The organism is Bryobacter aggregatus MPL3 (assembly GCF_000702445.1).
Lineage (GTDB): Bacteria > Acidobacteriota > Terriglobia > Bryobacterales > Bryobacteraceae > Bryobacter > Bryobacter aggregatus.
On record NZ_JNIF01000003.1, the window covers coordinates 1 to 24,973 of the forward strand.

General features: G+C 55.5%; 26 protein-coding genes and 2 tRNA genes. 14 read left to right on the top strand and 14 right to left on the bottom strand.

Features of this window, described 5'->3' with window-relative positions:
* On the top strand, nt 1-1,155 hold a 1,155-nt coding region (locus M017_RS29605), incomplete at its 5' end, for a hypothetical protein (RefSeq protein WP_035957559.1).
* A 14-nt stretch (nt 1,156-1,169) separates the two neighbouring features.
* Nucleotides 1,170-1,628 (top strand): hypothetical protein, encoded by a 459-nt coding sequence (locus M017_RS0100320; protein ID WP_031494884.1) that lies wholly within the window; start codon nt 1,170-1,172, stop codon nt 1,626-1,628.
* 524 nt (nt 1,629-2,152) lie between these two features.
* Here the strand turns inward: M017_RS0100320 and M017_RS28990 are convergent.
* Together M017_RS28990 and M017_RS0100330 are read right to left on the bottom strand one after the other, a co-directional pair.
* Nucleotides 2,153-2,302: a hypothetical protein gene (locus tag M017_RS28990; RefSeq protein WP_155121137.1), complete on the bottom strand. Its 150-nt coding sequence runs from the start codon at nt 2,300-2,302 to the stop codon at nt 2,153-2,155.
* A gap of 169 nt (nt 2,303-2,471) precedes the next feature.
* On the bottom strand, nt 2,472-2,708 hold the full coding sequence (locus M017_RS0100330) for a hypothetical protein (RefSeq protein WP_031494885.1): 237 nt from the start codon (nt 2,706-2,708) through the stop codon (nt 2,472-2,474).
* A gap of 79 nt (nt 2,709-2,787) precedes the next feature.
* Here M017_RS0100330 and M017_RS0100335 point away from each other — a divergent pair, with 79 nt between their 5' ends.
* Both M017_RS0100335 and M017_RS0100350 read left to right on the top strand, forming a co-directional pair.
* Entirely contained in the window at nt 2,788-3,096 is a 309-nt protein-coding gene (locus M017_RS0100335; RefSeq protein ID WP_031494886.1) for a recombinase family protein, read from the top strand.
* Between the two features lie 2,139 nt (nt 3,097-5,235).
* Nucleotides 5,236-5,763: a tyrosine-type recombinase/integrase gene (locus M017_RS0100350; RefSeq protein WP_238325954.1), complete on the top strand. Its 528-nt coding sequence runs from the start codon at nt 5,236-5,238 to the stop codon at nt 5,761-5,763.
* Between the two features lie 111 nt (nt 5,764-5,874).
* Here M017_RS0100350 and M017_RS0100360 read toward each other — a convergent pair.
* Nucleotides 5,875-5,951: transfer RNA gene (locus M017_RS0100360), tRNA-Arg, on the bottom strand.
* 162 nt (nt 5,952-6,113) lie between these two features.
* On the opposite strand from M017_RS0100360, the gene M017_RS0100365 reads away from it, so the two are divergent.
* The 3 genes from M017_RS0100365 to M017_RS0100375 all read left to right on the top strand — a co-directional run bounded on the left by M017_RS0100365 (nt 6,114) and on the right by M017_RS0100375 (nt 7,929).
* Nucleotides 6,114-7,121 carry an ABC transporter permease gene (locus M017_RS0100365; protein WP_155121138.1) on the top strand — a complete coding sequence of 336 codons (1,008 nt, stop codon included), beginning with the start codon at nt 6,114-6,116 and terminating at the stop codon, nt 7,119-7,121.
* 195 nt (nt 7,122-7,316) lie between these two features.
* The gene (locus M017_RS28995; protein WP_155121139.1) at nt 7,317-7,493 is read left to right on the top strand and encodes a hypothetical protein; all 177 of its coding nucleotides are present in this window, start codon (nt 7,317-7,319) and stop codon (nt 7,491-7,493) included.
* Nucleotides 7,494-7,852: 359 nt separating this feature from the next.
* A tRNA-Arg gene (locus M017_RS0100375) sits at nt 7,853-7,929 on the top strand.
* Nucleotides 7,930-7,946: 17 nt separating this feature from the next.
* Here M017_RS0100375 and M017_RS0100380 read toward each other — a convergent pair.
* The 3 genes from M017_RS0100380 to M017_RS0100390 all read right to left on the bottom strand — a co-directional run bounded on the left by M017_RS0100380 (nt 7,947) and on the right by M017_RS0100390 (nt 11,013).
* On the bottom strand, nt 7,947-9,131 hold the full coding sequence (locus M017_RS0100380; RefSeq protein ID WP_031494896.1) for a tyrosine-type recombinase/integrase: 1,185 nt from the start codon (nt 9,129-9,131) through the stop codon (nt 7,947-7,949).
* Nucleotides 9,131-10,222, bottom strand: a complete 1,092-nt coding sequence (locus M017_RS0100385; protein WP_031494897.1) for a hypothetical protein — start codon at nt 10,220-10,222, stop codon at nt 9,131-9,133. Before M017_RS0100385 ends, M017_RS0100380 begins: the two co-directional genes overlap by 1 nt.
* A gap of 125 nt (nt 10,223-10,347) precedes the next feature.
* Complete coding sequence (locus M017_RS0100390) at nt 10,348-11,013, bottom strand: recombinase family protein (protein WP_031494898.1); 666 nt, start codon at nt 11,011-11,013, stop codon at nt 10,348-10,350.
* Between the two features lie 78 nt (nt 11,014-11,091).
* On the opposite strand from M017_RS0100390, the gene M017_RS0100395 reads away from it, so the two are divergent.
* Together M017_RS0100395 and M017_RS0100400 are read left to right on the top strand one after the other, a co-directional pair.
* Complete coding sequence (locus tag M017_RS0100395) at nt 11,092-11,328, top strand: hypothetical protein (RefSeq protein ID WP_031494899.1); 237 nt, start codon at nt 11,092-11,094, stop codon at nt 11,326-11,328.
* 117 nt (nt 11,329-11,445) lie between these two features.
* Entirely contained in the window at nt 11,446-11,643 is a 198-nt protein-coding gene (locus M017_RS0100400; protein WP_155121140.1) for a hypothetical protein, read from the top strand.
* A gap of 24 nt (nt 11,644-11,667) precedes the next feature.
* Here M017_RS0100400 and M017_RS30515 read toward each other — a convergent pair whose 3' ends face one another.
* The 8 genes from M017_RS30515 to M017_RS29005 form a co-directional block, all read right to left on the bottom strand.
* Nucleotides 11,668-11,853 carry an HGGxSTG domain-containing protein gene (locus tag M017_RS30515; RefSeq protein ID WP_420313846.1) on the bottom strand — a complete coding sequence of 62 codons (186 nt, stop codon included), beginning with the start codon at nt 11,851-11,853 and terminating at the stop codon, nt 11,668-11,670.
* Entirely contained in the window at nt 11,766-11,951 is a 186-nt protein-coding gene (locus M017_RS30050; protein WP_031494903.1) for a hypothetical protein, read from the bottom strand. The genes M017_RS30515 and M017_RS30050 overlap by 88 nt, the downstream gene beginning before the upstream one ends.
* 24 nt (nt 11,952-11,975) lie before the next feature.
* Nucleotides 11,976-12,545 carry a hypothetical protein gene (locus M017_RS27220; protein WP_051669378.1) on the bottom strand — a complete coding sequence of 190 codons (570 nt, stop codon included), beginning with the start codon at nt 12,543-12,545 and terminating at the stop codon, nt 11,976-11,978.
* A gap of 14 nt (nt 12,546-12,559) precedes the next feature.
* The gene (locus M017_RS0100415) at nt 12,560-14,086 is read right to left on the bottom strand and encodes a hypothetical protein (RefSeq protein WP_031494906.1); all 1,527 of its coding nucleotides are present in this window, start codon (nt 14,084-14,086) and stop codon (nt 12,560-12,562) included.
* The gene (locus tag M017_RS0100420) at nt 14,086-15,585 is read right to left on the bottom strand and encodes a hypothetical protein (protein WP_031494908.1); all 1,500 of its coding nucleotides are present in this window, start codon (nt 15,583-15,585) and stop codon (nt 14,086-14,088) included. Before M017_RS0100420 ends, M017_RS0100415 begins: the two co-directional genes overlap by 1 nt.
* A gap of 298 nt (nt 15,586-15,883) precedes the next feature.
* Entirely contained in the window at nt 15,884-17,221 is a 1,338-nt protein-coding gene (locus M017_RS0100430) for a replicative DNA helicase (protein WP_031494912.1), read from the bottom strand.
* Nucleotides 17,218-17,979, bottom strand: coding sequence for a hypothetical protein (locus M017_RS27225; protein ID WP_031494913.1), 762 nt, complete (start codon nt 17,977-17,979; stop codon nt 17,218-17,220). The genes M017_RS0100430 and M017_RS27225 overlap by 4 nt, the downstream gene beginning before the upstream one ends.
* A gap of 546 nt (nt 17,980-18,525) precedes the next feature.
* On the bottom strand, nt 18,526-19,839 hold the full coding sequence (locus M017_RS29005) for a hypothetical protein (protein WP_155121142.1): 1,314 nt from the start codon (nt 19,837-19,839) through the stop codon (nt 18,526-18,528).
* Between the two features lie 333 nt (nt 19,840-20,172).
* On the opposite strand from M017_RS29005, the gene M017_RS26075 reads away from it, so the two are divergent.
* The 5 genes from M017_RS26075 (at nt 20,173) to M017_RS0100470 (ending at nt 24,966) form a co-directional block, all read left to right on the top strand.
* Nucleotides 20,173-20,844, top strand: coding sequence for a BRO-N domain-containing protein (locus M017_RS26075; RefSeq protein ID WP_202901590.1), 672 nt, complete (start codon nt 20,173-20,175; stop codon nt 20,842-20,844).
* Nucleotides 20,819-21,172, top strand: a complete 354-nt coding sequence (locus tag M017_RS29805; protein ID WP_202901591.1) for a hypothetical protein — start codon at nt 20,819-20,821, stop codon at nt 21,170-21,172. Before M017_RS26075 ends, M017_RS29805 begins: the two co-directional genes overlap by 26 nt.
* Nucleotides 21,173-21,892: 720 nt before the next feature.
* Nucleotides 21,893-22,600 carry an ArsR/SmtB family transcription factor gene (locus M017_RS0100460; protein ID WP_051669379.1) on the top strand — a complete coding sequence of 236 codons (708 nt, stop codon included), beginning with the start codon at nt 21,893-21,895 and terminating at the stop codon, nt 22,598-22,600.
* Nucleotides 22,593-23,693, top strand: a complete 1,101-nt coding sequence (locus tag M017_RS0100465; protein ID WP_031494919.1) for an MBL fold metallo-hydrolase — start codon at nt 22,593-22,595, stop codon at nt 23,691-23,693. The genes M017_RS0100460 and M017_RS0100465 overlap by 8 nt, the downstream gene beginning before the upstream one ends.
* Complete coding sequence (locus tag M017_RS0100470; protein WP_051669380.1) at nt 23,680-24,966, top strand: MFS transporter; 1,287 nt, start codon at nt 23,680-23,682, stop codon at nt 24,964-24,966. The genes M017_RS0100465 and M017_RS0100470 overlap by 14 nt, the downstream gene beginning before the upstream one ends.
* The last annotated feature ends 7 nt before the right edge of the window (nt 24,967-24,973 follow it).

Genomic DNA, 24,973 nt, shown 5'->3' on the forward strand with positions numbered 1-24,973 from the left:
CAGAAGACCAACAATCCTTTTGCCCGGGCGACAGATGCGGTGTTTGGGCCGACAGTCGATCTCATCTTCGATGACTTGAAATCCGGAAACTACGCCGGCGCTGCCGGTACGCTCACCGGTGGGTTACTCACTGCTGGGCTCCCGAAGCTTCTTGGCAAAGTCGGCGCCAAAGCGGGCCCGCTTCTTGAGAATACGAGCGAGGCACTGAAGAGCTCAGCTTATGGCCAGTACGCAAAGGCGTTGAACCCGACGACCAAAGCAAACAAGTTCCTTTCGAGTCGTGAGGTTGCACCGGGGTTAGTGGATCGAGGCGTCACGGCGCTGAGCCTGAAGGGGCTCAAGGGGCGAGCCGAAGGCCAGCTCTCCCGCTTGGGTGCCGCAATCGGCGACGCCTGGGATGATCTTCCTCCTGGCTCAGCGACCGAGCTCGAGCCGTTGATGAAGAAGATCCAAGCGGAGGTTGATGGTACGCATACGGTCGAGGCTGCTGGAAAACGTATCCCCAAAGGCCCGGAAGCTCGGAGAGCGATCGCGAACCTCAACGACCTCCAAGAAACACTCCTGGATGTCGCTGAGTTGAGCCCCTCAACTGGGCGTCTTGAGATTGGAGTCGACAAGCTGCGCAGTCTAAGGCAGTACTTTGACGGAGTCGCTGCAAAGAGTGGGCGATATGAAGGCCGGGCCCTGGCAGATGCAAGTACTCAAGAGGCCCACGGATTGGCAGCAGACGCGATTCGTGAAGAGCTTGCAAAGCAGTTCCCGGACATTGCCGTCATTAACAAGGAGTATTCCTTCTGGAAGAATGTTGATCGCGTCGTTGGGGATACATTACTGCGGCGCGAGGGGCAGGCGAAACCACTTGGGCAGAAACTTGCTGCTGGCGCTGGCGCAATTGTAGGTGGCGCGAAGGCTGGACCGAAGGGCGCGATTCTTGGCGGCAAAGTTGGCCAACTCTTTGAGGCAACCGTAAGTAGCCCAGGGTGGGCAACAGCCAGCGCAGTCCTGAAAGACAGATTGGCAAAGGCTCTTGGGAGTGGCAGTTCGGCCCAGATTGATTACTACCTTCGTCGGATCGGGAGTGGCGCGCGAGCTACTGCCGTTGCTGGCGCGAAGTCGGATGGAGCCAACTTGAGGACGGAAGGACAAGACAAATGAGTCGACGATCGATAATGGCACCGCAAAAGCCGGAGCCGTCTCATCCTGAAGTAGTCCAACTGGACGATAACTGTAGACTCAAGAACCGGTGCCAGACGGCGGAAAAGTTGCTCCTCGACATCCCGGAATCATTTGGAATTCGAAATCTGGACGTGGCTCAGTATCTCTATGGACAAACATTCAGTGCGCTTGCAACCGTGGGGCGAAGTGATCCGGCAGACATCGAAGAGCTCGATAAGGTCGCATTGTCGGTTCGACTGTTAGTGGAGATGAAACCCGAAGGCGTGCTGGAGGCGATGCTCTGCAATCAAATGATTGCGACCCATGATGCGGCGATGGCGATGATGCAGGCAGTTCCCCACAGGATGGCGGGATTCACAGGCAGGAGTCAGGATTGGACCACGGACGCTAAGTTGCATGAAAGCTCTTCGCGGAGCAAGTCGAGGTATCTATCAGAAGTTGAGTGTCCATGAAAGGAGGACGGGCTTCACGAAGCTCAGGCAGCCGGAGTTCAGCCAGTCGAGCGGAGCCGGCTTCGCGTATCCATGAGGCGTTCAGGCAATGGTAGGCAATTTTTGAGCAGGCTATCGGGGGGGGCGGGGGAGGGGTGACAAGGAGAAATGAACCGAAACCTACGAAACCAGGGTTTTGGTGAAGAGAGTGCGCATCACAAGAACGAAATCCGACCGGTCAGCCACAACTCTTCCCGCGCATGGCGGGCGCGGGCGGACATCGGGCTCTGGTCGCGTCATGCCGTTCGTCACATGCAGTGTTTCTTCAATGGCCGTTGTTTTTCCCCGGATACATGGAGGACTCTAGCACGGGGCGCGCGCGGACTGAAGATGGCAAACAGCGGACGCGCGCGAGCGGTGACAACGCACGGCCTACGGACGAAAGAATCGCTTCGGCAGCGGGGAATTGGTTCGGCGGCTACTTTCTGAGTGGGCGCACCTACAAAAACTGCTTCAGTGATGAGTGCTTGCAACTGCGGGTCACGTCAGATGTCGAAGCGCCGCTCCAACTCTGCCCAGGAACGCCAGGGTTCACGCCAGTTCTTCTGCTTCGCCAACCAGGCATAGTAGCTCCCTCCGGTATCGGCGGTAGATTCATCCACTGGTCGTAGAATGGGCCCTTCGGATTTGGCCATTGGGTCCAGGCCCTTCCGATATCTGGCGCGCTTCCGAATCCATGCCATCCCCCAGAACCATTGACGCTACAAAGTACGAAAAAGGCACACGAGTTTGCCTAACACTGGTGGCTCCAGTCTGATTCAGGCCTGTTCTGTCATGGTGCGGTGACCGTACAGTCGCGTGCTCCTAAGAGTTGCCGGTCGCATCGCTCGTTGCCTCGAGGGCTTCTTTCGGGCGGCGGACCTCTCCAGTAGCTTTCTTTTTTGGCGTTGCAGGACGTTTCGCTTCACGGGCGGCCACGGCGCGTTTCGCGCGCTCGCTTCGCTGCTCTGGGGTCATCGTCTCCAGCGAGCGCTTTCCGCCAATCTTGCCGCCTCTGGAGCCCATCTCTCGCATCACTGCGGAGATTGTCTTCTCGTCCATGACCCCAGTCTAAAGCGCTTTTGATTTGAATACAATTTTTGCCATTGACAATCTAAAGCGCTTTAGATAGAATCTAAGCATGAAAGTGATCGGCTATATCCGGGTGAGTACAGACAAGCAGGCTGACAAGGGCGTGTCGCTAGAGGCACAAGAAGCCAAGATCCGCGCAATGGCTGCCGTGCAGGATTTGGAAGTCTCAGAGATCATCGTCGACGGCGGTGAATCGGCTAAGAGTCTCAGCCGTCCAGGGATGGACCGATTGCTTTCAATCGTGGATCGCGGAGAGGTTGATTGCGTGATCATCTGCAAAGCCGATCGGCTAACGCGTTCCGTAAAGGATCTGCCACGCTTCTCGAACGTTTTCAAAAGCGAAACGTCGGGCTTGTAAGCGTATCCGAGAGCCTGGATACGAAGAGCGCGGCTGGTCGACTCCGTGCTCAACATCATGGTTTCTGTCAGCCAGTGGGAACGGGGAAGTGATTGGAGAGCGAACCCGTGATGCGATGCGTCACAAGAAGTTGAAAAGGCGAGAGAATTGGCGCGATTCCCGTTTGGCTCGCGCCTGGCGGCAGATGGCAAACACCTCGAAGAGGATGAACGCGAGCAGGCAATGCTCCAGCGGATCAGGAAACCTGAAGGCCGCAGGGCTATCACTTCGCGCGATCGCCGCTGAGCTTAACTCGCAAGGATTCCGCACTCGCAAGGGTACGGCCTGGCAGCATACCTTTCGTTTGCGGCGATGGCCGCCTGATGCGTGCCTTCAACTGAACGACGAAATGCACCCTAACTCAAGTTTTCAGTCCTGCGGGAGTGCATTGCCTACACCGGCAAATATTCACATCCAAATTAAAGACCAACAAATCCAGAGAGAGACTAATGAGCCAACAGCAAAAGGGCGGACTTTTCCTTCATTTCAATCCCGAGTGTGAAGACTGGGCGACTAACCACCTAATACAAACGGGAGGCCGATTTCCTCATGGCTGCCTACCAACACTATGGCCTAATGCAAGGAGGACCCGCGCAACAGACCGGCATGAGACCTTATCGTCTCCCTTGTCGAAGCCATTTCAATCGGGCGAATTGAACGCAACATTTATCAGAAGGAACTTTGCCGAGTTCTGCCAGCTTGAGAAGATCGCGGTCGAACACGAATCAGAGAACCCATCAGCCAGCACGCGAGAGTGCAGGGCGAGGCGGCGTACTGTGGGAAGTCGGGGGAAGACGGTGGACCTGAACGACAAGGTATTGCAGCTTTGCTTCGCCTCAAATTGGGCTTATCTTAGATGCACCAACGAAGCGAGTGCTGAGGAACACTTCATCCTCGATATGCTGACTACTTTTGAAGCACGACGGCTTGACCCGAACATGGTCGCCTCGCTCTACGGTCAGTACGTCAATCGGTGCAACCTGAGAGATGAAACACAAGATCCAATCCTCTCTTCCTAGTTCCGGAGGATTCTCAGCGCGCCACCGGTGCGCTATCCAGCAGTGATATCTCAAATCTCTTTGCCGCGACGGTCGGCTCCGGGGCTGGACAGTTGAAAGAAAGCTCTGGACGCTGTGAGCAATTGAGTACTGCTGAACTTGTAGTTCTCAGCAAATGTGCTTGATACATTGCGTACCGAGGGTTCAGCGGAGTTGAGTGACGAGGGTGACAAGAGCGACTGGGGATTCTTGATTTCGCGCAGCGGAATTGTTCAGTTGGCGAGTGCTGAGGTCATGGGACATCTGCGCGCTGCATTAGATGCGGTATGCTCCGACCGCGGATGCTTAACGCCGATGGAGGACTCAATCAGTAACCCTGCTTTTCCTTTTTATTCTGATGGTCGGCTTGATACAAGGCGCATTGAAATGGGCATTCAACGGAGTACCGTTCTAATGGAGGCTACAACAGGAAACCCTCCAAACACTCGCGAAGACCTGCCCCCAAATCTTGCGTCAGGCGCTTGCCGAGGTCGATGCGGTGACCGTTTGATGAGTGTCTATAAGCGAGGCAACACCCAGTGGTACCGCTTCGTTTGGGAGGGCCGGAAATCCGGCTCTCCACGAAGCAGGGGAATAAGCGCATTGCGGAGCAGATGGAGGCTGCGCACCGTACGAGTCTTGCAAAGGGTGAAGTCGGTCTCCGTACCGCCAAAAAATCGCCCGTTCTGCGTGAGTTCGCAGAGGCGAGTTCCTCGCCCATATCCGTTCCCACTTTGGGGAGAAGCTGCCACGATCCAATACACGAAGCTGGCGTGAAGATGCTGATAGCTTCAAGCCGCTGCAGGACATTCGCTTAACGAGGTCAGCGCTGAAACCGTGAACAAGTTTGTGCAGCACCCTTAAGGGCTTGAATTTTGAGGTGTCGACATGAACCGAAAGCTGCAGTGCTCCGACGTGTGTTCAAGCTTGCACGAGAGTGGGAACGCTCTGCTCGGGCTCTTCCGATCGTGAGGATGCTGCCTGGTGAGAAGCGCCGGAACGCGTTCTCTCTTTGGAAGAGGAACAGTCCTACCTGAAAGCGGCCGCAGATCTTGGCGACGGCATGATTTCCGCGCACGAAAGAGCTTGCAAAGGAATTCGCGCGACGCAGAGAGGGCTGGAGCCGATCAAGCCGCGAGATCCATACCTACTCCATCACTTGGCTGTCGTTCTCGCAGATTGCGCACTGAGGCCTGAGGAAGCGTATCGATTGAGATGGTCGGAATACCGCGATGGCTCCCTATATGTTGCTCATGGAAAGACTGCAAATGCACGTCGCGTCATTCCTGTGACGGAGCGAGTGAAAGCAGTACTCGACATGCGCACTCGTTCAGAGACTAGTGAATGGGTGTTTGCCGCGCCGACGAAATCCGGCCACGTCGAACAGTCAACCGTAAAGAAGCAACACGCCAAGGCTTGCAAGGCCGCGAAGGTCGTTCCGTTTGTCTTGTACACCTTCCGGCACACCCGACTTACGAGGTGGGCTGAAGTGATGGACCCCTACACGCTGGCGCACTTGGCGGGCATTCAGACTTCAGTACAACGCGGCGCTATGTGCATCCGAGGGAAGAAACGGTACGGGAAGCGATGAGAAAGGCCGAAGAGGTGCAGACTAGGCACAAATCCGGGCACAGTGCCAAGTCGGAGGAGTTTGGGGCTGAGAGGGATGGGGAGCTAATCAACTGAAGGGGAAGGGGTTGAATGGTGCACCCGGAGAGATTCGAACTCCCGACCCTTTGGTTCGAAGCCAAATGCTCTATCCAACTGAGCTACAGGTGCACGTAGATTTAATATAGCGAAGTGTTTGGACTTCGGCCAGCGAATCTCCATTGCGTTCGATTTCGCTGTTGCGATCCCAGAAACGGACAACACTTTTGATTGCCTCTCTCCTCCTTTCAGTGACTTAGCTTGGTGACGAAGGTGCATGTGCAAGCAACCACAATGTTTGCCCAAGAATTTCGCCATTCTCTCCGAGCACTCCAGCGTAGTTTTGGGTTTGCTTTGACTGCCGTACTGACCCTTGCCATTGGTATTGGGACCAGTACGGCCATGTTCATGATCGTTGATTCCGTACTCCTGCAGCCGCTGCGCTATCGGGATAGCGGACGGTTGGTCGCAGTCTGGGAACAGGTTCAGACACTAGCCTTGGGTCCCATTGGTCCGAATCCGCGCCATGTGGATTTCTGGACGAAGCGTTCGAAAACGATCGAATCCTTTGCCTTGGTGCAGCAGGCTTCCATCGGTCTCTCCATTCCCGGAGCGGATCATCCGCAGTTGGTCGGCGTGGTGAGTGCTTCTGCCGAACTCTTCAATACCCTGCAGGTGAAGCCCCTGCTCGGACATGGCTTTCTGCCCGAGCAGGGATTGGAGGCCCGGGATTCTGTGGCGGTGTTGAGCTACTCTCTTTGGCAGAACTCTTTTGGTGGTGATCCTCAGATCATCGGGAAGACCGTCAGGCTTGGCGAGGTTTCGAGGCAGGTGGTGGGCGTGCTTCCCCCTCAGTTTCACTTCCCAAACCGGAATGCACTCCGCGCCTTCCAATCGAAGCAAACAGCCAGCCACGTGCCGGAGCCGTCCATTTTCGTCCCCTTGCTTTTGATTGGAAGGGATTCAGCTGGAACGGCGAATATGGGAACTGTGCGTGCGATCTCCGATGACGCTCGGACGACGGCATGCTGTAAAGGTTGCAGGAAAGCCCGTAGGGCCCCCGGGCGGCTAGTCGGGATCGAGGCAACCAACTGTGCCTCGATCGCATCCAGTTCCGATTGTGCGGTCTGCATCCGGACTCCCGTCCGCAGCCGGGCCAGCGCCACCCAGTTCCCATATTCGCCGTTCCAGCTGAATCCCTTCCAATCAAAAGCAACGGGACGAAAATGGACGGCTCCGGCACGTGGCTGGCTGTTTGCTTCGATTGGAAGGCGCGGAGTGCATTCCGGTTTGGGGAAGTGAAACTGAGGGGGAAGCACGCCCACCACCTGCCTCGAAACCTCGCCAAGCCTGACGGTCTTCCCGATGATCTGAGGATCACCACCAAAAAGAGTTTCTGCCAAAGAGAGTAGCTTCCAACACCGCCACAGAATCCGGGCCTCCAATCCCTGCTCGGGCAGAAAGCCATGTCCGAGCAGGGGCTTCACCTGCAGGGTATTGAAGAGTTCGGCAGAAGCACTCACCCACGCCGACCAAGCTGCGGATGATCCGCTCCGGGAATGGAGAGACCGGATGGAAGCCTGCTGCACCAAAGGCAAAGGATTCGATCGTTTTCGAACGCTTCGTCCAGAAATCCACATGGCGCGGATTCGGACCAATGGGACCCAAGGCTAGTGTCTGAACCTGTTCCCAGACTGCGACCAACCGTCCGCTATCCCGATAGCGCAGCGGCTGCAGGAGTACGGAATCAACGATCATGAACATGGCCGTACTGGTCCCAATACCATGGCAAGGGTCAGTACGGCAGTCAAAGCAAACCCAAAACTACGCTGGAGTGCTCGGAGAGAATGGCGAAATTCTTGGGCAAACATTGTGGTTGCTTGCACATGCACCTTCGTCACCAAGCTAAGTCACTGAAAGGAGGAGAGAGGCAATCAAAAGTGTTGTCCGTTTCTGGGATCGCAACAGCGAAATCGAACGCAATGGAGATTCGCTGGCCGAAGTCCAAACACTTCGCTATATTAAATCTACGTGCACCTGTAGCTCAGTTGGATAGAGCATTTGGCTTCGAACCAAAGGGTCGGGAGTTCGAATCTCTCCGGGTGCACCATTTCAACCCCTTCCCCTTCAGTTGATTAGCTCCCCATCCCTCTCAGCCCCAAACTCCTCCGACTTGGCACTGTGCCCGGATTTGTGCCTAGTCTGCACCTCTTCGGCCTTTCTCATCGCTTCCCGTACCGTTTCTTCCCTCGGATGCACATAGCGCCGCGTTGTACTGAAGTCTGAATGCCCCGCCAAGTGCGCCAGCGTGTAGGGGTCCATCACTTCAGCCCACCTCGTAAGTCGGGTGTGCCGGAAGGTGTACAAGACAAACGGAACGACCTTCGCGGCCTTGCAAGCCTTGGCGTGTTGCTTCTTTACGGTTGACTGTTCGACGTGGCCGGATTTCGTCGGCGCGGCAAACACCCATTCACTAGTCTCTGAACGAGTGCGCATGTCGAGTACTGCTTTCACTCGCTCCGTCACAGGAATGACGCGACGTGCATTTGCAGTCTTTCCATGAGCAACATATAGGGAGCCATCGCGGTATTCCGACCATCTCAATCGATACGCTTCCTCAGGCCTCAGTGCGCAATCTGCGAGAACGACAGCCAAGTGATGGAGTAGGTATGGATCTCGCGGCTTGATCGGCTCCAGCCCTCTCTGCGTCGCGCGAATTCCTTTGCAAGCTCTTTCGTGCGCGGAAATCATGCCGTCGCCAAGATCTGCGGCCGCTTTCAGGTAGGACTGTTCCTCTTCCAAAGAGAGAACGCGTTCCCGGCGCTTCTCACCAGGCAGCATCCTCACGATCGGAAGAGCCCGAGCAGAGCGTTCCCACTCTCGTGCAAGCTTGAACACACGTCGGAGCACCTGCAGCTTTCGGTTCATTGTCGACACCTCAAAATTCAAGCCCTTAAGGTGCTGCACAAACTTGTTCACGGTTTCAGCGCTGACCTCGTCTAAGCGAAGTCCTGCAAGCGGCTTGAAGCCTATCAGCATCTTCACGCCAGCTTCGTAGTATTGGATCGTGGCAGGCTTCTCCCCAAAGTGGGAACGGATATGGGCGAGGAACTCGCCTTCTGCGAACTCACGCAGAACGGGCGATTTTTTGGCGGTACGGAGACCGACTTCACCCTTTGCAAGACTCGTACGGTGCGCAGCCTCCATCTGCTCCGCAATGCGCTTATTCCCCTGCTTCGTGGAGAGCCGGATTTCCCGGCCCTCCCAAACGAAGCGGTACCACTGGGTGTTGCCTCGCTTATAGACACTCATCAAACGGTCACCGCATCGACCTCGGCAAGCGCCTGACGCAAGATTTGGGGGCAGGTCTTCGCGAGTGTTTGGAGGGTTTCCTGTTGTAGCCTCGCATTAGAACGGTACTCCTTGAATGCCCATTCAATGCGCCTTGTATCAAGCCGACCATCAGAATAAAAGGAAAGCAGGTTACTGATGAGCTCCTCCATCGGCGTTAAGCATCCGCGGTCGGAGCATACCGCATCTAATGCAGCGCGCAGATGTCCCATGACCTCAGCACTCGCCAACTGAACAATTCCGCTGCGCGAAATCAAGAATCCCCAGTCGCTCTTGTCACCCTCGTCACTCAACTCCGCTGAACCCTCGGTACGCAATGTATCAAGCACATTTCTGAGAACTACAAGTTCAGCAGTACTCAATTGCTCACAGCGTCCAGAGCTTTCTTTCAACTGTCCAGCCCCGGAGCCGACCGTCGCGGCAAAGAGATTTGAGATATCACTGCTGGATAGCGCACCGGTGGCGCGCTGAGAATCCTCCGGAACTAGGAAGAGAGGGATTGGATCTTGTGTTTCATCTCTCAGGTTGCACCGATTGACGTACTGACCGTAGAGCGAGGCGACCATGTTCGGGTCAAGCCGTCGTGCTTCAAAAGTAGTCAGCATATCGAGGATGAAGTGTTCCTCAGCACTCGCTTCGTTGGTGCATCTAAGATAAGCCCAATTTGAGGCGAAGCAAAGCTGCAATACCTTGTCGTTCAGGTCCCACCGTCTTCCCCCGACTTCCCACAGTACGCCGCCTCGCCCTGCACTCTCGCGTGCTGGCTGATGGGTCTCTGATTCGTGTTCGACCGCGATCTTCTCAAGCTGGCAGAACTCGGCAAAGTTCCTTCTGATAAATGTTGCGTTCAATTCGCCCGATTGAAAGGCTTCGACAAGGGAGACGATAAGGTTCTCATGCCGGTCTGTTGCGCGGTCCTCCTTGCATAGGCCATAGGTTTGGTAGGCAGCCATGAGGAAATCGGCCTCCCGTTTGGATAGGTGGTTAGTCGCCCAGTCTTCACACTCGGGATTGAAATGAAGGAAAAGTCCGCCCTTTTGCTGTTGGCTCATTAGTCTCTCTCTGGATTTGTTGGTCTTTAATTTGGATGTGAATATTTGCCGGTGTAGGCAATGCACTCCCGGCAGGACTGAAAACTTGAGTAGGGTGCATTTCGTCGTTCAGTTGAAGGCACGCATCAGGCGGCCATCGCCGCAACGAAGGTATGCTGCCAGGCCGTACCCTTGCGAGTGCGGAATCCTTGCGAGTTAAGCTCAGCGGCGATCGCGCGAAGTGATAGCCCTGCGGCCTTCAGGTTCCTGATCCGCTGGAGCATTGCCTGCTCGCGTTCATCCTCTTCGAGGTGTTTGCCATCTGCCGCCAGGCGCGAGCCAAACGGAATCGCGCCAATTCTCTCGCCTTTCAACTTCTTGTGACGCATCGCATCACGGGTTCGCTCTCCAATCACTTCCCGTTCCCACTGGCTGACAGAAACCATGATGTTGAGCACGAGTCGACCAGCCGCGCTCTTCGTATCCAGGCTCTCGGATACGCTTACAAGCCCGACGTTTCGCTTTTGAAAACGTTCGAGAAGCGTGGCCAGATCCTTTACGGAACGCGTTAGCCGATCGAGCTTTGCAATGATCACGCAATCAACCTCTCCGCGATCCACGATTGAAAGCAATCGGTCCATCCCTGGACGGCTGAGACTCTTAGCCGATTCACCGCCGTCGACGATGATCTCTGAGACTTCCAAATCCTGCACGGCAGCCATTGCGCGGATCTTGGCTTCTTGTGCCTCTAGCGACACGCCCTTGTCAGCCTGCTTGTCTGTACTCACCCGGATATAGCCGATCACTTTCATGCTTAGATTCTATCTAAAGCGCTTTAGATGTCAATGGCAAAAATTGTATTCAAATCAAAAGCGCTTTAGACTGGGGTCATGGACGAGAAGACAATCTCCGCAGTGATGCGAGAGATGGGCTCCAGAGGCGGCAAGATTGGCGGAAAGCGCTCGCTGGAGACGATGACCCCAGAGCAGCGAAGCGAGCGCGCGAAACGCGCCGTGGCCGCCCGTGAAGCGAAACGTCCTGCAACGCCAAAAAAGAAAGCTACTGGAGAGGTCCGCGCCCGAAAGAAGCCCTCGAAGGCAACGAGCGATGCGACCGGCAACTCTTAGGAGCACGCGACTGTACGGTCACCGCACCATGACAGAACAGCCTGAATCAGACTGGAGCCACCAGTGTTAGGCAAACTCGTCGTGCTTTTTCTACTTGTAGCGTCAATGGTTCTGGGGATGGCATGGATTCGGAAGCGCGCCAGATATCGGAAGGGCCTGGACCAATGGCCAAATCCGAAGGGCCCATTCTACGACCAGTGGATGAATCTACCCGCCGATACCGGAGGGAGCTACTATGCCTGGTTGGCGAAGCAGAAGAACTGGCGTGAACCCTGGCGTTCCTGGGCAGAGTTGGAGCGGCGCTTCGACATCTGACGTGACCCGCATTGCAAGCACTCATCACTGAAGCAGTTTTTGTAGGTGCGCCCACTCAGAAAGTAGCCGCCGAACCATTCCCCGCTGCCGAAGCGATTCTTTCGTCCGTAGGCCGTGCGTTGTCACCGCTCGGCGGATCCGCTGTTTGCCATCTTCAGTCCGCGCGCCCGTGCTAAGTCCTCCATGTATCCGGCAACGGCCATTGAGCATTGCAGGAGAACGGCATGACCGACCAGCCCGAGTCCGCGCGCCGCATCGCGGGGATAGATTTGGCTGACCGGGTCGATTTCCGTTCTTGAGCCAGCCATTCCGGGTTTCGTAGGGTGTTTCGTTCATTTCTCCTTGTCACCCCTCCCCCGCCCCCCGATAGGCTGCTCAAAATTGCCTACCATTGCCTGACCGCCCTCATGGATGTGAACGTGCTCGACGGTGACTCGCTGCTGAGTGCCTTGGCCCTTCAACTTCTGATAGACCTCGACTTGCTCCGCGAAGAGCTTCATCAACTTAGCTCCGTTGGTCAATCCTGACTCCTGCCTGTGAATCCCGCCATCCCTGTGGGGAACTGCCTGCATCATCGCCATCGCCGCATCATGGGTCGCAATCATTTGATTGCAGAGCATCGCCTCCAGCACGCCTTCGGGTTTCATCTCCACTAACAGTCGAACCGACAATGCGACCTTATCGAGCTCTTCGATGTCTGCCGGATCACTTCGCCCCACGGTTGCAAGCGCACTGAATGTTTGTCCATAGAGATACTGAGCCACGTCCAGATTTCGAATTCCAAATGATTCCGGGATGTCGAGGAGCAACTTTTCCGCCGTCTGGCACCGGTTCTTGAGTCTACAGTTATCGTCCAGTTGGACTACTTCAGGATGAGACGGCTCCGGCTTTTGCGGTGCCATTATCGATCGTCGACTCATTTGTCTTGTCCTTCCGTCCTCAAGTTGGCTCCATCCGACTTCGCGCCAGCAACGGCAGTAGCTCGCGCGCCACTCCCGATCCGACGAAGGTAGTAATCAATCTGGGCCGAACTGCCACTCCCAAGAGCCTTTGCCAATCTGTCTTTCAGGACTGCGCTGGCTGTTGCCCACCCTGGGCTACTTACGGTTGCCTCAAAGAGTTGGCCAACTTTGCCGCCAAGAATCGCGCCCTTCGGTCCAGCCTTCGCGCCACCTACAATTGCGCCAGCGCCAGCAGCAAGTTTCTGCCCAAGTGGTTTCGCCTGCCCCTCGCGCCGCAGTAATGTATCCCCAACGACGCGATCAACATTCTTCCAGAAGGAATACTCCTTGTTAATGACGGCAATGTCCGGGAACTGCTTTGCAAGCTCTTCACGAATCGCGTCTGCTGCCAATCCGTGGGCCTCTTGAGTACTTGCATCTGCCAGGGCCCGGCCTTCATATCGCCCACTCTTTGCAGCGACTCCGTCAAAGTACTGCCTTAGACTGCGCAGCTTGTCGACTCCAATCTCAAGACGCCCAGTTGAGGGGCTCAACTCAGCGACATCCAGGAGTGTTTCTTGGAGGTCGTTGAGGTTCGCGATCGCTCTCCGAGCTTCCGGGCCTTTGGGGATACGTTTTCCAGCAGCCTCGACCGTATGCGTACCATCAACCTCCGCTTGGATCTTCTTCATCAACGGCTCGAGCTCGGTCGCTGAGCCAGGAGGAAGATCATCCCAGGCGTCGCCGATTGCGGCACCCAAGCGGGAGAGCTGGCCTTCGGCTCGCCCCTTGAGCCCCTTCAGGCTCAGCGCCGTGACGCCTCGATCCACTAACCCCGGTGCAACCTCACGACTCGAAAGGAACTTGTTTGCTTTGGTCGTCGGGTTCAACGCCTTTGCGTACTGGCCATAAGCTGAGCTCTTCAGTGCCTCGCTCGTATTCTCAAGAAGCGGGCCCGCTTTGGCGCCGACTTTGCCAAGAAGCTTCGGGAGCCCAGCAGTGAGTAACCCACCGGTGAGCGTACCGGCAGCGCCGGCGTAGTTTCCGGATTTCAAGTCATCGAAGATGAGATCGACTGTCGGCCCAAACACCGCATCTGTCGCCCGGGCAAAAGGATTGTTGGTCTTCTGCGGGTTCTCCTTGTACCGATCGAAAGCTGCCTGGGCAATATTGCCAGCGATGCCACCCGTCGTCTTCGTAGCCCTCACGTATGGGCTACTACCCGGCGTCTCCGCATAGCGATCTACGACTGCCTTCAGCGGCGCTATCGTCGAATCGTAGAGTCTGCTGCCAAAACCTGGTTCTTCCTTCGGCGTTACAGATGGCTTCGAGACCTGGGAAAGCGGCGTCCTGGCCAGATGACGGAGAATCTCTTCTGCCGAATAGCCCTCTCGCTTTGCCCCGTCGAGATCAAAGTTCCTGGATTTAGATAAGTGCGCAAGGATTTCATTCTCGGAGTATCCTTCTCGACGCGCCGCTTCAATATCGAATCCTTCTGTCATCACTTGCTCCCCTCAAACGCGGCAAGTGGCTTTCTCTTCGAATTCGGAGCGGACTGGGGAGCTAGAGAAGCCCCTCCACCGCCCGAGCCGATCCTGCCTCGAATCTCTTTGAGCTGGTCCTCATTTGATTCGTGTCGATTGCGCATGTCTCTCCGGAGGATCTCAGCAGCACGGTAGATCTGTTTCAGCGTCGCGTTGGGTCCGATCAGCTGCTGCACTTCATGACGAGCCGAATCTGAGAGCACAGCATTTCCACCCGGATTACTGAGGACCTTTGCAATCTCAGTCACGGCGACTTGCCGCGCCACATGAAAAGCCGTCATCTTGTCACTACCTACAAGCTTCTCAGTCACCATCCGGATTGGCAGATTAAGGGCAGGTGATCCGGTATCAATGACTCCCTTTGCAGTCTCAAGGAACTGATCCAGGTTCTTACCCGCAGTGTTCTCAAAAGCCGTTATCGCGTCCTGCTGCTTTTGGAGATTTGTCAGTGATGCTGAGTCAGCCTTATTACCTGCTCTCGCTCCTGCCAGGTTGATAGAGGGATTGGATGCTGCCGCAGTATTCAGAACTTGGCCAATTGCCCCGCCCGCGTTCCTTCCAAGATTCGGCATCTGTCCGCCTGCCGCTACGTTGCTGGCGAGCATATTAACTGCATCGGAACTCAGTTGGATTCCCGGAGAAGCTGGCGGCCTCGCCGCGATGTGCTGCTTAGTGATGAGGTCCATTGCCTTCAAAGCATCGGGATCACCTTTAGCGGCGAGCATCGCAAGCTTGGTAGCACTCATGTTGCTCGACAACTGATTCAGGCGTGCCTGCTCGGCGGGCTGGATCGGCCTCTGCCCCTGAGACTCTGCGATCTTCAGATTCGAGTCAGCGGCCATCCCCGGCAACTTGGCCTTGTGCTCCGCTGCGTTACGCGCCTCCTCGGCCTCCTTGAACCCCAGTTCGATCTGCTGATTGGCGTCGAGCGCCTGTTTCTGAAGCGCCGGAAGCTGCCCCTGCACTTCAGTCCATGGCATCTGGAAGTACTTCGCGCCTACCTCGGGAGGAATAACGCCCATGCTCACCGCACGCCCAACTGTCTCGTGATAGTTCTGCTCGGTCATGCCGCCAACCAGTGACGCAAATGCTCCGGCTTGCTTCTTGGCAACTTCGAGCTTCTTGATCTGCTGATCGAGCGCCGACAGATCCGCCTTGCGCTTATCCTCGGCAAGTTTCAGGCCGGTCTCTGGATCGATCGCGGTGATCTGCTCCGGCGTCGCGCCGCGCTCCATCGCCTGCCGCAGCTCGGTCTCTCGGGCCTGCTTGCGGCGTCGCTCCTCTTCCTGTGCCTGGATGTTTCGCATCTGCGCGCCATGCAGTTCGGTAGTCTGCCGCATGGACTCGCGCCGTAGCTTGTTGTCGGCGGCTTGATCGTAGGCGTTGGCGACGCCAGCGATGCCTTTTGACAGGTCGATGCCGCGAGTATTCAGTGCAATTGTTGGATCGATAGCCATTGTGTTCTTTTACCTTTCTGTTTTCAAACTTCGCGGACATCCGGCAGACTTTGCCGGTCCCGCCATCGGTGAACGATCTTTCGTGCGTTCGCTGGAGCCTTGAACCTCTTGAGGACAGACATTTCGACAGATCCTGGCCAGGCATTTGTTTTGACCTGACAAAGGATCAGGTCAGCGCTCCCGATGCCGATGATGTCCCAAACGCCCAGGGATGCAGCCGCTCGCGTGCATTGATATCCAAGGGATTCAAGGAGACGAATCGATCGATGTTCGTTCCTCGTACCTTTGCGCTTCGCGTTCATTCAGCAGCCTCGAAGATGCGATATCTTGGCTTGTCCCAGAGGAGGTCGATCTCCCCCTCAGGCCCGTTGCGGTGCTTGTCAATCTTGAGCCTCATCGGAATGCGGGACTCAGAAACTACTTCGCCCGGTCCCAGCTTCTTTGGATAGAGGATCAGCCCGTAGTCGCAGGCCTGGTAAATGGCTCCGCTATTGCGGGCATAGCGTAAGCTCACCCGCCCTTCCTTCATGGCGTCCAGTCCTTCATTCGAGAACTGGCTAAGCGCGATTACCGGGCATTTGAATTCTCGCGCCAGGGATTTGAACTGGTAGGCAACATAGTCTGCCGCCTCTGTGCCCCGCAGTCCACCTTTCCCTGGCTGTACGAGTTGAAGGAAGTCGATCGCGATCAAATCAACGGGCTGTTTTTGTCGGACTTTATGTACCGCGGCCCGGATCTTCGCTGGGGTATCCGAGTTGCCCGAATCGATGCGAATCGCGAGTCCGCTGATCTCTCCCAATTGGAAGATGGCTTCTCGCTGCTCCTGCTCGTTCAGCGTTCCTTTCGACAGATGCTGTGAATTGATCTTCGCGCCAGCACACACCCACCGCCGGATGAGTTCCTCTCCGCTCATCTCAAGCGAGAAAACAATAGCGTGTTTCCCACTGAGCGAGGCATGCATGACGAGATTGAGAAGCAAGGTAGTCTTGCCTCCCGCCGGCGGTGCAGCAAGGATACAGAGCGTCTCAGGGAGCAGCGCAGGCATCCGGCGGGAGAGTTCCGGCCAGAGACCCAGTCCTATCCCTCTCGATGATTCCTCGATTGAGCGGCCCAGCATCTGCGTGCCGGCGCCCTCAATGATGGAGGCAACGGTTGCAGGCATCCCTGACGAGTTCGTTGCAACAAGTCCTGTGAGCCTCTCTGCGGTATCTGTTGCGATCGCCTCGGCGCATTCGATGCCCAGGGCCGCCCGCTCAGAAAGCGAGGCTCCGAGATGACACAGCGCCCGAAGCGCAGACTTCTCTCGAAGGATTCCGATATATCCAGAAACGTTCAAACGCTGCGGAATTCCCTCATCGAGTTCCATCAGGTAGCTTAGACCGCCGATGCTTTCGAGTTCGCCGCGGCGCATTAAGTCGTTCGCCAAAGTGACCCGGTCGATACGCTCGTCTAATTCTGAAAGGCGAAGCATCGATTGAAAGATCCTTCGATGCTTTTCCGTTGAAAAGTGGTCAGTAGTGAGTTCAGCCACCACTCCGGGCAAGACCTCCGGATCCACCATCACCGAGCCCAGAGTCATCCGCTCCGCATCGATGCTCGCGGGGAGCCCAACTCGGTCAAGTGCAGATTCCTTCATCGCAGCTCCTCCCGGACAATCATTGGCTCCGCGGCGATTAAGGGGGTCGAGTTCAGCCGATCCTTCGGCAGATCTTTCCAGCGTCGTTTCTCGAGGAACTTGACCGGTGACGGAATCCACTGACCACCATCCTTAGTCCATTCATCGGAATCGATCCAGCGCTCCAAGCCTGTAAGAACGCGAGGCTCATCCTCAGCTGTCACGATACTGATCCACATGCGGGCTGCGGCATCCATGTCCGTCTTCCTCGGGTACCGTTCCAAGAACTGACGGACTCTCAATGAAGAGTCGTATTCGTCTCCGTCTCCGTCTCCGTGCGCGGGTGACCGGCATGGGGCAGTCACGCGACCGTCAGACGTATGACCAGTGACAGTCGACTGTCTGCTAGGCGACGGAAACTTGGAGGTATTCGCGCGTGTCCGCTGATTGAATTTCAGAACCTCGATGAAGGGTTTGCCGTCGACCTCATATCGCAGAATGAGTTTCGCAGCGGCGATCTCTTCGAGGCAATGCTCAATACGAGCTTCAGGAAACTCCTCAAGGCGGAGTGGAAACGCAGACGCTCGAATCACGCCTGCCCGACCATCGAAGCGGCCAAAATCATCAGCAACTGACATCAGGCGCCTGTAGACAAGTTCTGACTCGATAGACAGACCATTCACTGCACTGGAAGTCAGAATGCTCTCGCGAACAATGCGGTTAGGCAACGCGAAGTCCTTGCCGTCGTTTCGCGTTCCGAATCTCGCGCGCAAATTCATCCAGGGCTGGAAGAGAGTACTTCCCCGAGGCCTCAAGCTTCGGCCCCCATAGCCCGAGACCTAACCGGCGCAATTTAGCGTATTCGGAAAGTACCTCGGGAGTGTAACTGAGCTGATGTCGATCTTGTAGATAGAGAGCCGCGCCATTGACATCGAAATATTCTTGGCGAAAAATAGAGGTCTGGTTGCTATATGGCCCGCGTTCGCACCGCGGGTCTTTTGTTTTTCCCATTCGCTATGCCGCCTCACTAGCAGCAGGGATGCGATGGGCCTCGAAATAGGCGTCCAAGTCTTCGCGCTTGAATACAACTCGACCACCTCGCCGGTAGCTAGTCATCTTCTTTAGCCAGACAGCTTTGCGCCACCATGCGAGTGAACCGCCATAGATTGACTTTGCTTCTGAAATATCAATGAATCGGAGCCTCTCAGGGCTGCCGTTGATCGATGGATTCGTAGATGAGTTGTTCCTCATGACTACGGTTGTACTGACTTTCCTGAAAGGGAATGCAAGCACTAAAAATCAGGAAAAATAGGAAAATCAGGAAATTACTTCGTAGTGAGTTCTCGAATAAAAAATGCACGGATCTTCTGGCGTTGTGCTTTCCCTAGAGCATTTTTCATCTTCTTACTGCGGCCCGCGAATTGGCGCAGATAGGTATCTGAGGTCCATTCGTGGTGCACCAACCCGGCGATGACACGATTTGACGGGGCCTTCCCATCCCTTAGTCTGACAGTCTCGCGATAGTCACTCCAAAGCTCCCGGTCGCTTTTGTCTTTGTATGCCTCTGGACTCTGCGAGCCTGACGGGGTCCTATCGAATATCGAAGCTTCCTGCTTAACTAGCGATTCTGAATCGAGATGAATCACAAGCGATCTAGAAGGCAGTGAAGCTTGTACATGATCAATTTTGCTCGGCGGGTCGATCAAACTGACTTCACCTGCTTCATCGGCCCGGGTTGCATTAATTGAGTGAACAGGTACCGCGCAAAGCGCAAATCCCCCTATAGGCGTCCCTGGCGCTGGAAGTTTCACATAGGACTTCCTCGGGAATAGCTTTCCCGCGGCATTCCATGCAGCATTTACAGCTTTCGACTCAGCAGCTACATCCCATTTCAGGAACGAAGTCCGTTCAGCCTGGAGGAATTTTTGACCTGTTATTCGCTCAACCTCCTTCACCGCACGAGGGCTCAGTTGGGTCGAAGTAGGTGCGGCGTCAAACCGAGCTCGCTCCATCTCAAGAGCTTTCAACGTCCAAAAGTCGAGAAGGCTATTGAGGGCTACCCGGACAGCATCACACGCTGCCTGGGCCCACCATTCCTCATATTGTTGGAGATCTGTGCCCCAGAGGGAAGACACTTCAGCTTCAACAAGTCCCTGAACGCCTGAGAGCCACCCCTCAAACACTTCGTAAGGCAGATTGCAAGATCGCCAAAGCACCAAGTAGAGTCGACTGACTTGATTGAATCTATCAATTGAAATCGAAATCGACGTTTCAACTTTTGCTTGATCGCCGGCATAATCTGGACCATCCGGCGTAACGAACCGCGATCTGGAATGAATTCGAACACTCGATATTGTCGAACCATTACGAATCCCATGTTTTTCAACCAGCAGCTTCCAATCAAGTTCTAATTGCCGCTTTGCGCGGGCATCTAGTTCAGGAACACTTCCCATCGGCACCTCACCGAAACCTGTATGTGAATCAGCCGCCAGCGCGTCAGGTTCACGCGCACTTCGCCCTGCAGGAGCTAGGCGGCCTTCATCCGCAGAATAGAACAATACTAGTGAGAAATGTTCTGTGAATATCCTGTGATTTTCTACGAGGACCGTCGTAGAGGCATCGATAGATAGTTTTTTCAATCTGAATCTCAATAGCAGCCGAAGGCTAGCTCATTGGCCCCCTCTCGTCGTTACCGTGCGCTGAGGAAGTCGAGACCATCATGACTTGCTGGCTCAACTAATATCCGCAGCGTAGTCGACAAGCTCAATAGTTCCCTCACAGTCAGCCGTTCCGGAAGGGGGACGCAAGGTGGCAGTTCTAAGCCTGACGTCCACCGCTTCACTCTCAAGTAGAGAGCGGTGCGACGAAAGTACCCTGCGAGGAGAGGAAAGCGCACCCTGCCTCCGCTGTATGGCGCTTTGGCATAATAATATTGCTGCACGCCAGACCACTGACGGCATCAGGAGCTAACTATGGCAGATAAACCGATCGACATTTCAAGCCTGCTGCCAGAAGACACCCCCATCGAAGAAATACGGCGTCGGGCCGCAAAAGATATGGGCCCCCTCGGGAAAGATAATGGTGCAGCCGTGGAACAGGGAGACGCCCAGCTAGTTCTATTCGAGGGAATTACCATAAGGAAAGTCTTCCACGAGAACGAGTGGCATTTTGCCATTGTGGACATTATTGCTGCGTTGTCCGAATCGGATCGCCCAAGCAAGTACTGGAGTGACTTAAAAGCAAAACTCGTTAAGAATGAAGGGTTTACTGAGTTGTCCGCTAAAATCGGACAACTGAAAATGGCGTCAACTGATGGGAAATTTTACCTCACAGATGCGGTCACAGTGGAAACGGCGCTTCGCATCATTCAGTCTATTCCCAGCAGAAAAGCTGAGCCTTTCAAGCGGTGGCTCGCGACTGTTGGCTATGAGCGCATTCAGGAGTATCAAGACCCTGAAATCGCAGTCAAGCGAGCGATTCTGCTATGGCAGGCGCAGGGACGCACAAGCGACTGGATTGAAGCAAGGCTCCGTTGCATCGTCGTTCGTCGGGAATTGACCGACCAATGGCAAAAAGGCGGGATCACTGGCCGAGAATACGGTCGGCTCACAAACATCATTGCAAAAAAAAACCTTCGATCTTGACGCCGACCAGCACAAACGCCTCAAGGGGCTATCGCCATCACATAATCTGCGCGACCATATGACCGACCTGGAGTTGGTTTTCACGATGCTTGGCGAAAAATCCACGACCGCTATTGCGAAGGCCTCAAATGCTCAAGGCTTCAACGCTAATGCCAAGGCCGCGGAATCTGGCGGAAGAGTAGCAGGAGATGCGAGACGCGACCTAGAACGGCAGCTGAATAGCCAAGTTGTATCTCGGCATAATTTTCTAGAGGATTCGAGAAAGAAAGACCCCGAAAGACTCACCCAAGGTCAGTTAAAAAATACCTCTCCTAAGCCGAAGAAATAAATAGCGACTGCTTGCCGCCCCAAGCAATCGACCAGATTGCGCGTGCAGGACGGCATCATTATTGAGATTCTCGACTGTGCCGGATTTTGTGCCTACTCTCTGCATAGATGCACCGATACAAGTGGTATCTGTCATCTCGCCCAACACTCGATTACGAAATAGCCATAGTGAATTGGGGCAGTTTGTAGATTCATAGCTAAACCATTGATTCGACGAGACGGAGTGGCTTCGAACCAAAGGGTCGGGGGTTCGAATCCCTCCGGGTGCACCAAACAACGCCTTCCCTCTCGATCCCAACCACCTTCGATTTAGCACTGTGCCCGGATTTTTGCCTACGCTGCACCTCCTCATTCCTTCTCGAACCGTTTCTTCCCTTGGATGAACAAGCGCAAGCGCCGCGTCGTACTGAAGCCTAAGTGCCCGTCAGGTACAGGTCCATCACATCGGCCCACCTCGTGAGCCGAGTGAGCTATTTGAAGGGAACAACCTGTTGAGGCTCCACAGCTCGGCAGCCTTCATTCACAGAATCGAACAAGAACGTTCTCATACAGGCATCAAGGTGGGCTCCTTTTCACTCTGATTTGACGCACCATCTGGACTAGCAACGAGGAAGCGGCAAATGGATCTGAGTTTGTGCCCTTCCCCACTACGAATCCCAACAGATGGAGCAGCTTTTAGAGTGCTTGACATCTATTCAAGTATTCTATTGAATATAGATACATGGATGCTCAGTCAAAGCGCGACTTTAAGAATTCTCTTTTCGGCGAGTTTGCGCGAATCGGCAAAGCGATGGCCAGCGACCGGCGGCTGGAAATCATCGATTTGCTTGCGCAGGCAGAGAGGTCGGTTGAGGAACTAGCCACAGAGACTTCTCAGTCCGTGGCGAATACCTCCCAGCATCTTAAGGTTCTCCGGCAAGCTCATCTTGTCGAAACACGCCGGGATGGGACCTTCATTCGCTACCGCTTGGCGGACGAGCGAGTGACCCGTCTTTGGTTGATGTTGCGAGAAGTTGGAGAGACGCGTCTGGCAGAAGTAGGCCGCTTGGTCGACACATATTTGGTCGATCGCGGCAAGTTGCAGGGTATCGATGCACGTGAGCTGAAGCGCCGTCTGAAAGATGGCAACACGGTGTTGCTGGATGTCAGGCCAACAGTGGAGTACCAGGCCGGTCACATCGCCGGGGCACGCTCGATTCCCATTGGCGAACTCGCAGGCCGTCTCAAGGAACTCCCCAAAGACAAAACGATCATCGCCTATTGTCGCGGTTCGTACTGCGTATTCGCTGATGAAGCAGCGGCCCTCCTTTCGAGCAGAGGATTCCAGGCCTATCGCCTGGATGGTGGTTTCCCTGATTGGAAAATCGCAGGAGGCGCAGTAACACAAACACTCAGAGTGGAAAACTACGGAGGGAAGTTACATGCCTAGAAAGATCGATGCGGAGTTACTCCGTATGTGGCTGGAAGAGAAGCGTCCCGTGACAGTCATCGACGTCAGAAACGAAGAAGACAGGGCACAATGGTCCATTCCCGGCAGCCTGCACATCAACGCATATGAAGCACTGAAAGCCAACCAACCAAGTGCGCTTTCCGATGCAATCCTTCCTGCCAGCCAGCCCATTGTGACGGTGTGCAATTTGGGCAAGATGAGTGAGCGAGCCGCGGATGAACTCACGAGCCGAGGACTGGATGTATTTTCTCTCTCGGGCGGGATGAAGGCATGGAGTCTGGCTTGGAATACGGCCGAAGTCGCCCTGACCAACGCTCACGTCACTCAAGTTCGGCGCACAGGAAAGGGTTGTCTTTCCTATCTGATCTCCTCCAATCAAGAGGCCGCCGTCATTGACGCCTCTTTGCCAATCGATGTTTATCGTTCCCTGGCGGAACGCCAGGGTCTCCGGATTCGCTACGTGATTGACACCCACATTCATGCCGATCATGTTTCGCGTTCACGCCAACTCGCCGACGCAATGGGCGCCGAGTTGTTGTTACCGCCCCAGAACCGTGTCCATTTTGGATACCGTTCCATAGCGGCTCACGAGGTGATCAGGATCGGCGCAGCGAAGCTGGAAGCAATCCCAACGCCTGGACACACCATGGAGAGTATGTCCTTCCTCCTGGATGGAGAGGCATTATTTACGGGAGACACACTCTTCACTTCGAGCGTCGGGCGTCCAGACTTGCACGCCGATCCTGGCCAGGCCCGTGCGCGCGCGTCTCGTCTCTACACCTCCGTCCAGCAATTGTTAGCTCTCGCCCCTGGCGTGCTTGTCTTTCCCGGACATACTGGCACCCCTGCCGCGTTCGACGGCGTAGCGATCCGTGAGCGCCTCGATGTGGTGGCAGAACGGCTTCGGCACTGGATGGAATCAGAGGAATCCTTTGTCGAACAGATCCTGGCCCATATTCCGCCCACTCCGCCGAACTACATACGAATCGTCGAACTCAATGAGGGCGCGGAACTACCAGCTGGGGACCTGACGGAGCTGGAAGCAGGAGCCAATCGCTGTGCCATTGGATAGCGCACCAGTCGAAGTGCGTCTCGGCCTCCGGGAGAACTGGCAGCAGTTCACGCTCCTGGTCCTCGTCAACAGCTTCGTTGGCGTCATGGTTGGAGCGGAGCGAGTGGTTCTGCCTCTTCTCGCCCAGGACGATTTCGGTTTAGCGTCACGCGCCGCGATTCTCTCTTTCATCGCCAGCTTTGGGCTCGTCAAGGCCGGAGCGAATTTGTTCGCTGGCCGGCTCGGCGACCAGTTCGGCAGAAAGCGGGTGCTGATTGCGGGCTGGCTATTCGGGCTTCCAGTCCCCTTCCTCCTCTACTTCGCACCGTCGTGGTCGTGGATCATCCTCGCCAACATGTTCCTGGGTCTGAATCAGGGCTTTGCCTGGTCCACGACGGTCATCATGAAGATCGATCTGGTGGGCGCAAAGCGCCGCGGCCTGGCGATGGGCCTGAATGAGGCGGCCGGTTACCTCGCGGTTTCCGGGGCAGCGCTGCTCACCGGTTATCTCACCGGAGTGTATGGCGCACGCTATGCGTTGCTGTGGGTGGGAGGAATCACAGCTCTTCTAGGGCTCCTTCTGTCGGTGGTGTTTGTGCGGGAATCGCACGCACACGTTGCGCTGGAAGGCCGTGGGCAGGTCACTGCAGACCGTTCCTTTCGGGAGATCTTCTTTCTGACGAGTTGGCAAGATCGCACTCTTTTCTCCGTGAGTCAGGCGGGGATGGTCAACAACCTCAATGATGGGATGGCATGGGGTCTCCTGCCGTTATTTTTCGTAGGGGGAGGGCTGAGCCTTGGCGAGGTCAGCATGATCGGCGCGCTTTATCCGGCGGTGTGGGGAATCTTCCAAATGTTCACTGGCGCATGGAGTGATCGATGGGGAAGAAAGATATTCATTAGTTCTGGAATGCTCCTCCAGGGAGTGGCGATTCTCAGTCTGTCGCTCATGACCGGATTGATTCCCTGGGCAGCCGCTTCCGTCTTGCTAGGCATTGGCACCGCGATGGTCTATCCAACTCTCCTCGCTACCATCGGCGACGTAGCGCACCCCTCATGGCGTGCTACCGCCGTTGGCGTTTATCGGCTTTGGAGAGATGGTGGATACGCGATTGGCGCCCTTCTTGCCGGTGTCATCGCCGACCTGCTTGGTCTCCGCTGGGCCATTGGCACCGTTGGAGCGCTCACCATACTGTCTGGCTTGGTCGCGGTCGTCATGATGAGAGAAACGCTTCCCGGCAGGGAAGTGCTTCGCGACGTTGCCAGAACTACAACGGTACCGGAGCTCACCTGATGCAGGT

Bases quoted from the DNA above. Each gene is read 5' to 3' on its own strand.
- M017_RS0100320 (WP_031494884.1), top strand. From the start codon at position 1,170: ATGGCACCGCAAAAGCCGGAGCCGTCTCATCCTGAAGTAGTCCAACTG.
- M017_RS28990 (WP_155121137.1), bottom strand. From the start codon at position 2,302: ATGGCCAAATCCGAAGGGCCCATTCTACGACCAGTGGATGAATCTACC.
- M017_RS0100330 (WP_031494885.1), bottom strand. From the start codon at position 2,708: ATGGACGAGAAGACAATCTCCGCAGTGATGCGAGAGATGGGCTCCAGA.
- M017_RS0100335 (WP_031494886.1), top strand. From the start codon at position 2,788: ATGAAAGTGATCGGCTATATCCGGGTGAGTACAGACAAGCAGGCTGAC.
- M017_RS0100350 (WP_238325954.1), top strand. From the start codon at position 5,236: ATGATTTCCGCGCACGAAAGAGCTTGCAAAGGAATTCGCGCGACGCAG.
- M017_RS0100365 (WP_155121138.1), top strand. From the start codon at position 6,114: ATGTTTGCCCAAGAATTTCGCCATTCTCTCCGAGCACTCCAGCGTAGT.
- M017_RS0100380 (WP_031494896.1), bottom strand. From the start codon at position 9,131: ATGAGTGTCTATAAGCGAGGCAACACCCAGTGGTACCGCTTCGTTTGG.
- M017_RS0100385 (WP_031494897.1), bottom strand. From the start codon at position 10,222: ATGAGCCAACAGCAAAAGGGCGGACTTTTCCTTCATTTCAATCCCGAG.
- M017_RS0100390 (WP_031494898.1), bottom strand. From the start codon at position 11,013: ATGAAAGTGATCGGCTATATCCGGGTGAGTACAGACAAGCAGGCTGAC.
- M017_RS0100395 (WP_031494899.1), top strand. From the start codon at position 11,092: ATGGACGAGAAGACAATCTCCGCAGTGATGCGAGAGATGGGCTCCAGA.
- M017_RS0100400 (WP_155121140.1), top strand. From the start codon at position 11,446: ATGGCATGGATTCGGAAGCGCGCCAGATATCGGAAGGGCCTGGACCAA.
- M017_RS30515 (WP_420313846.1), bottom strand. From the start codon at position 11,853: ATGCTCAATGGCCGTTGCCGGATACATGGAGGACTTAGCACGGGCGCG.
- M017_RS30050 (WP_031494903.1), bottom strand. From the start codon at position 11,951: ATGGCTGGCTCAAGAACGGAAATCGACCCGGTCAGCCAAATCTATCCC.
- M017_RS27220 (WP_051669378.1), bottom strand. From the start codon at position 12,545: ATGGCACCGCAAAAGCCGGAGCCGTCTCATCCTGAAGTAGTCCAACTG.
- M017_RS0100415 (WP_031494906.1), bottom strand. From the start codon at position 14,086: ATGACAGAAGGATTCGATATTGAAGCGGCGCGTCGAGAAGGATACTCC.
- M017_RS0100420 (WP_031494908.1), bottom strand. From the start codon at position 15,585: ATGGCTATCGATCCAACAATTGCACTGAATACTCGCGGCATCGACCTG.
- M017_RS0100430 (WP_031494912.1), bottom strand. From the start codon at position 17,221: ATGAAGGAATCTGCACTTGACCGAGTTGGGCTCCCCGCGAGCATCGAT.
- M017_RS27225 (WP_031494913.1), bottom strand. From the start codon at position 17,979: ATGAATTTGCGCGCGAGATTCGGAACGCGAAACGACGGCAAGGACTTC.
- M017_RS26075 (WP_202901590.1), top strand. From the start codon at position 20,173: ATGGCAGATAAACCGATCGACATTTCAAGCCTGCTGCCAGAAGACACC.
- M017_RS0100460 (WP_051669379.1), top strand. From the start codon at position 21,893: ATGGATGCTCAGTCAAAGCGCGACTTTAAGAATTCTCTTTTCGGCGAG.
- M017_RS0100465 (WP_031494919.1), top strand. From the start codon at position 22,593: ATGCCTAGAAAGATCGATGCGGAGTTACTCCGTATGTGGCTGGAAGAG.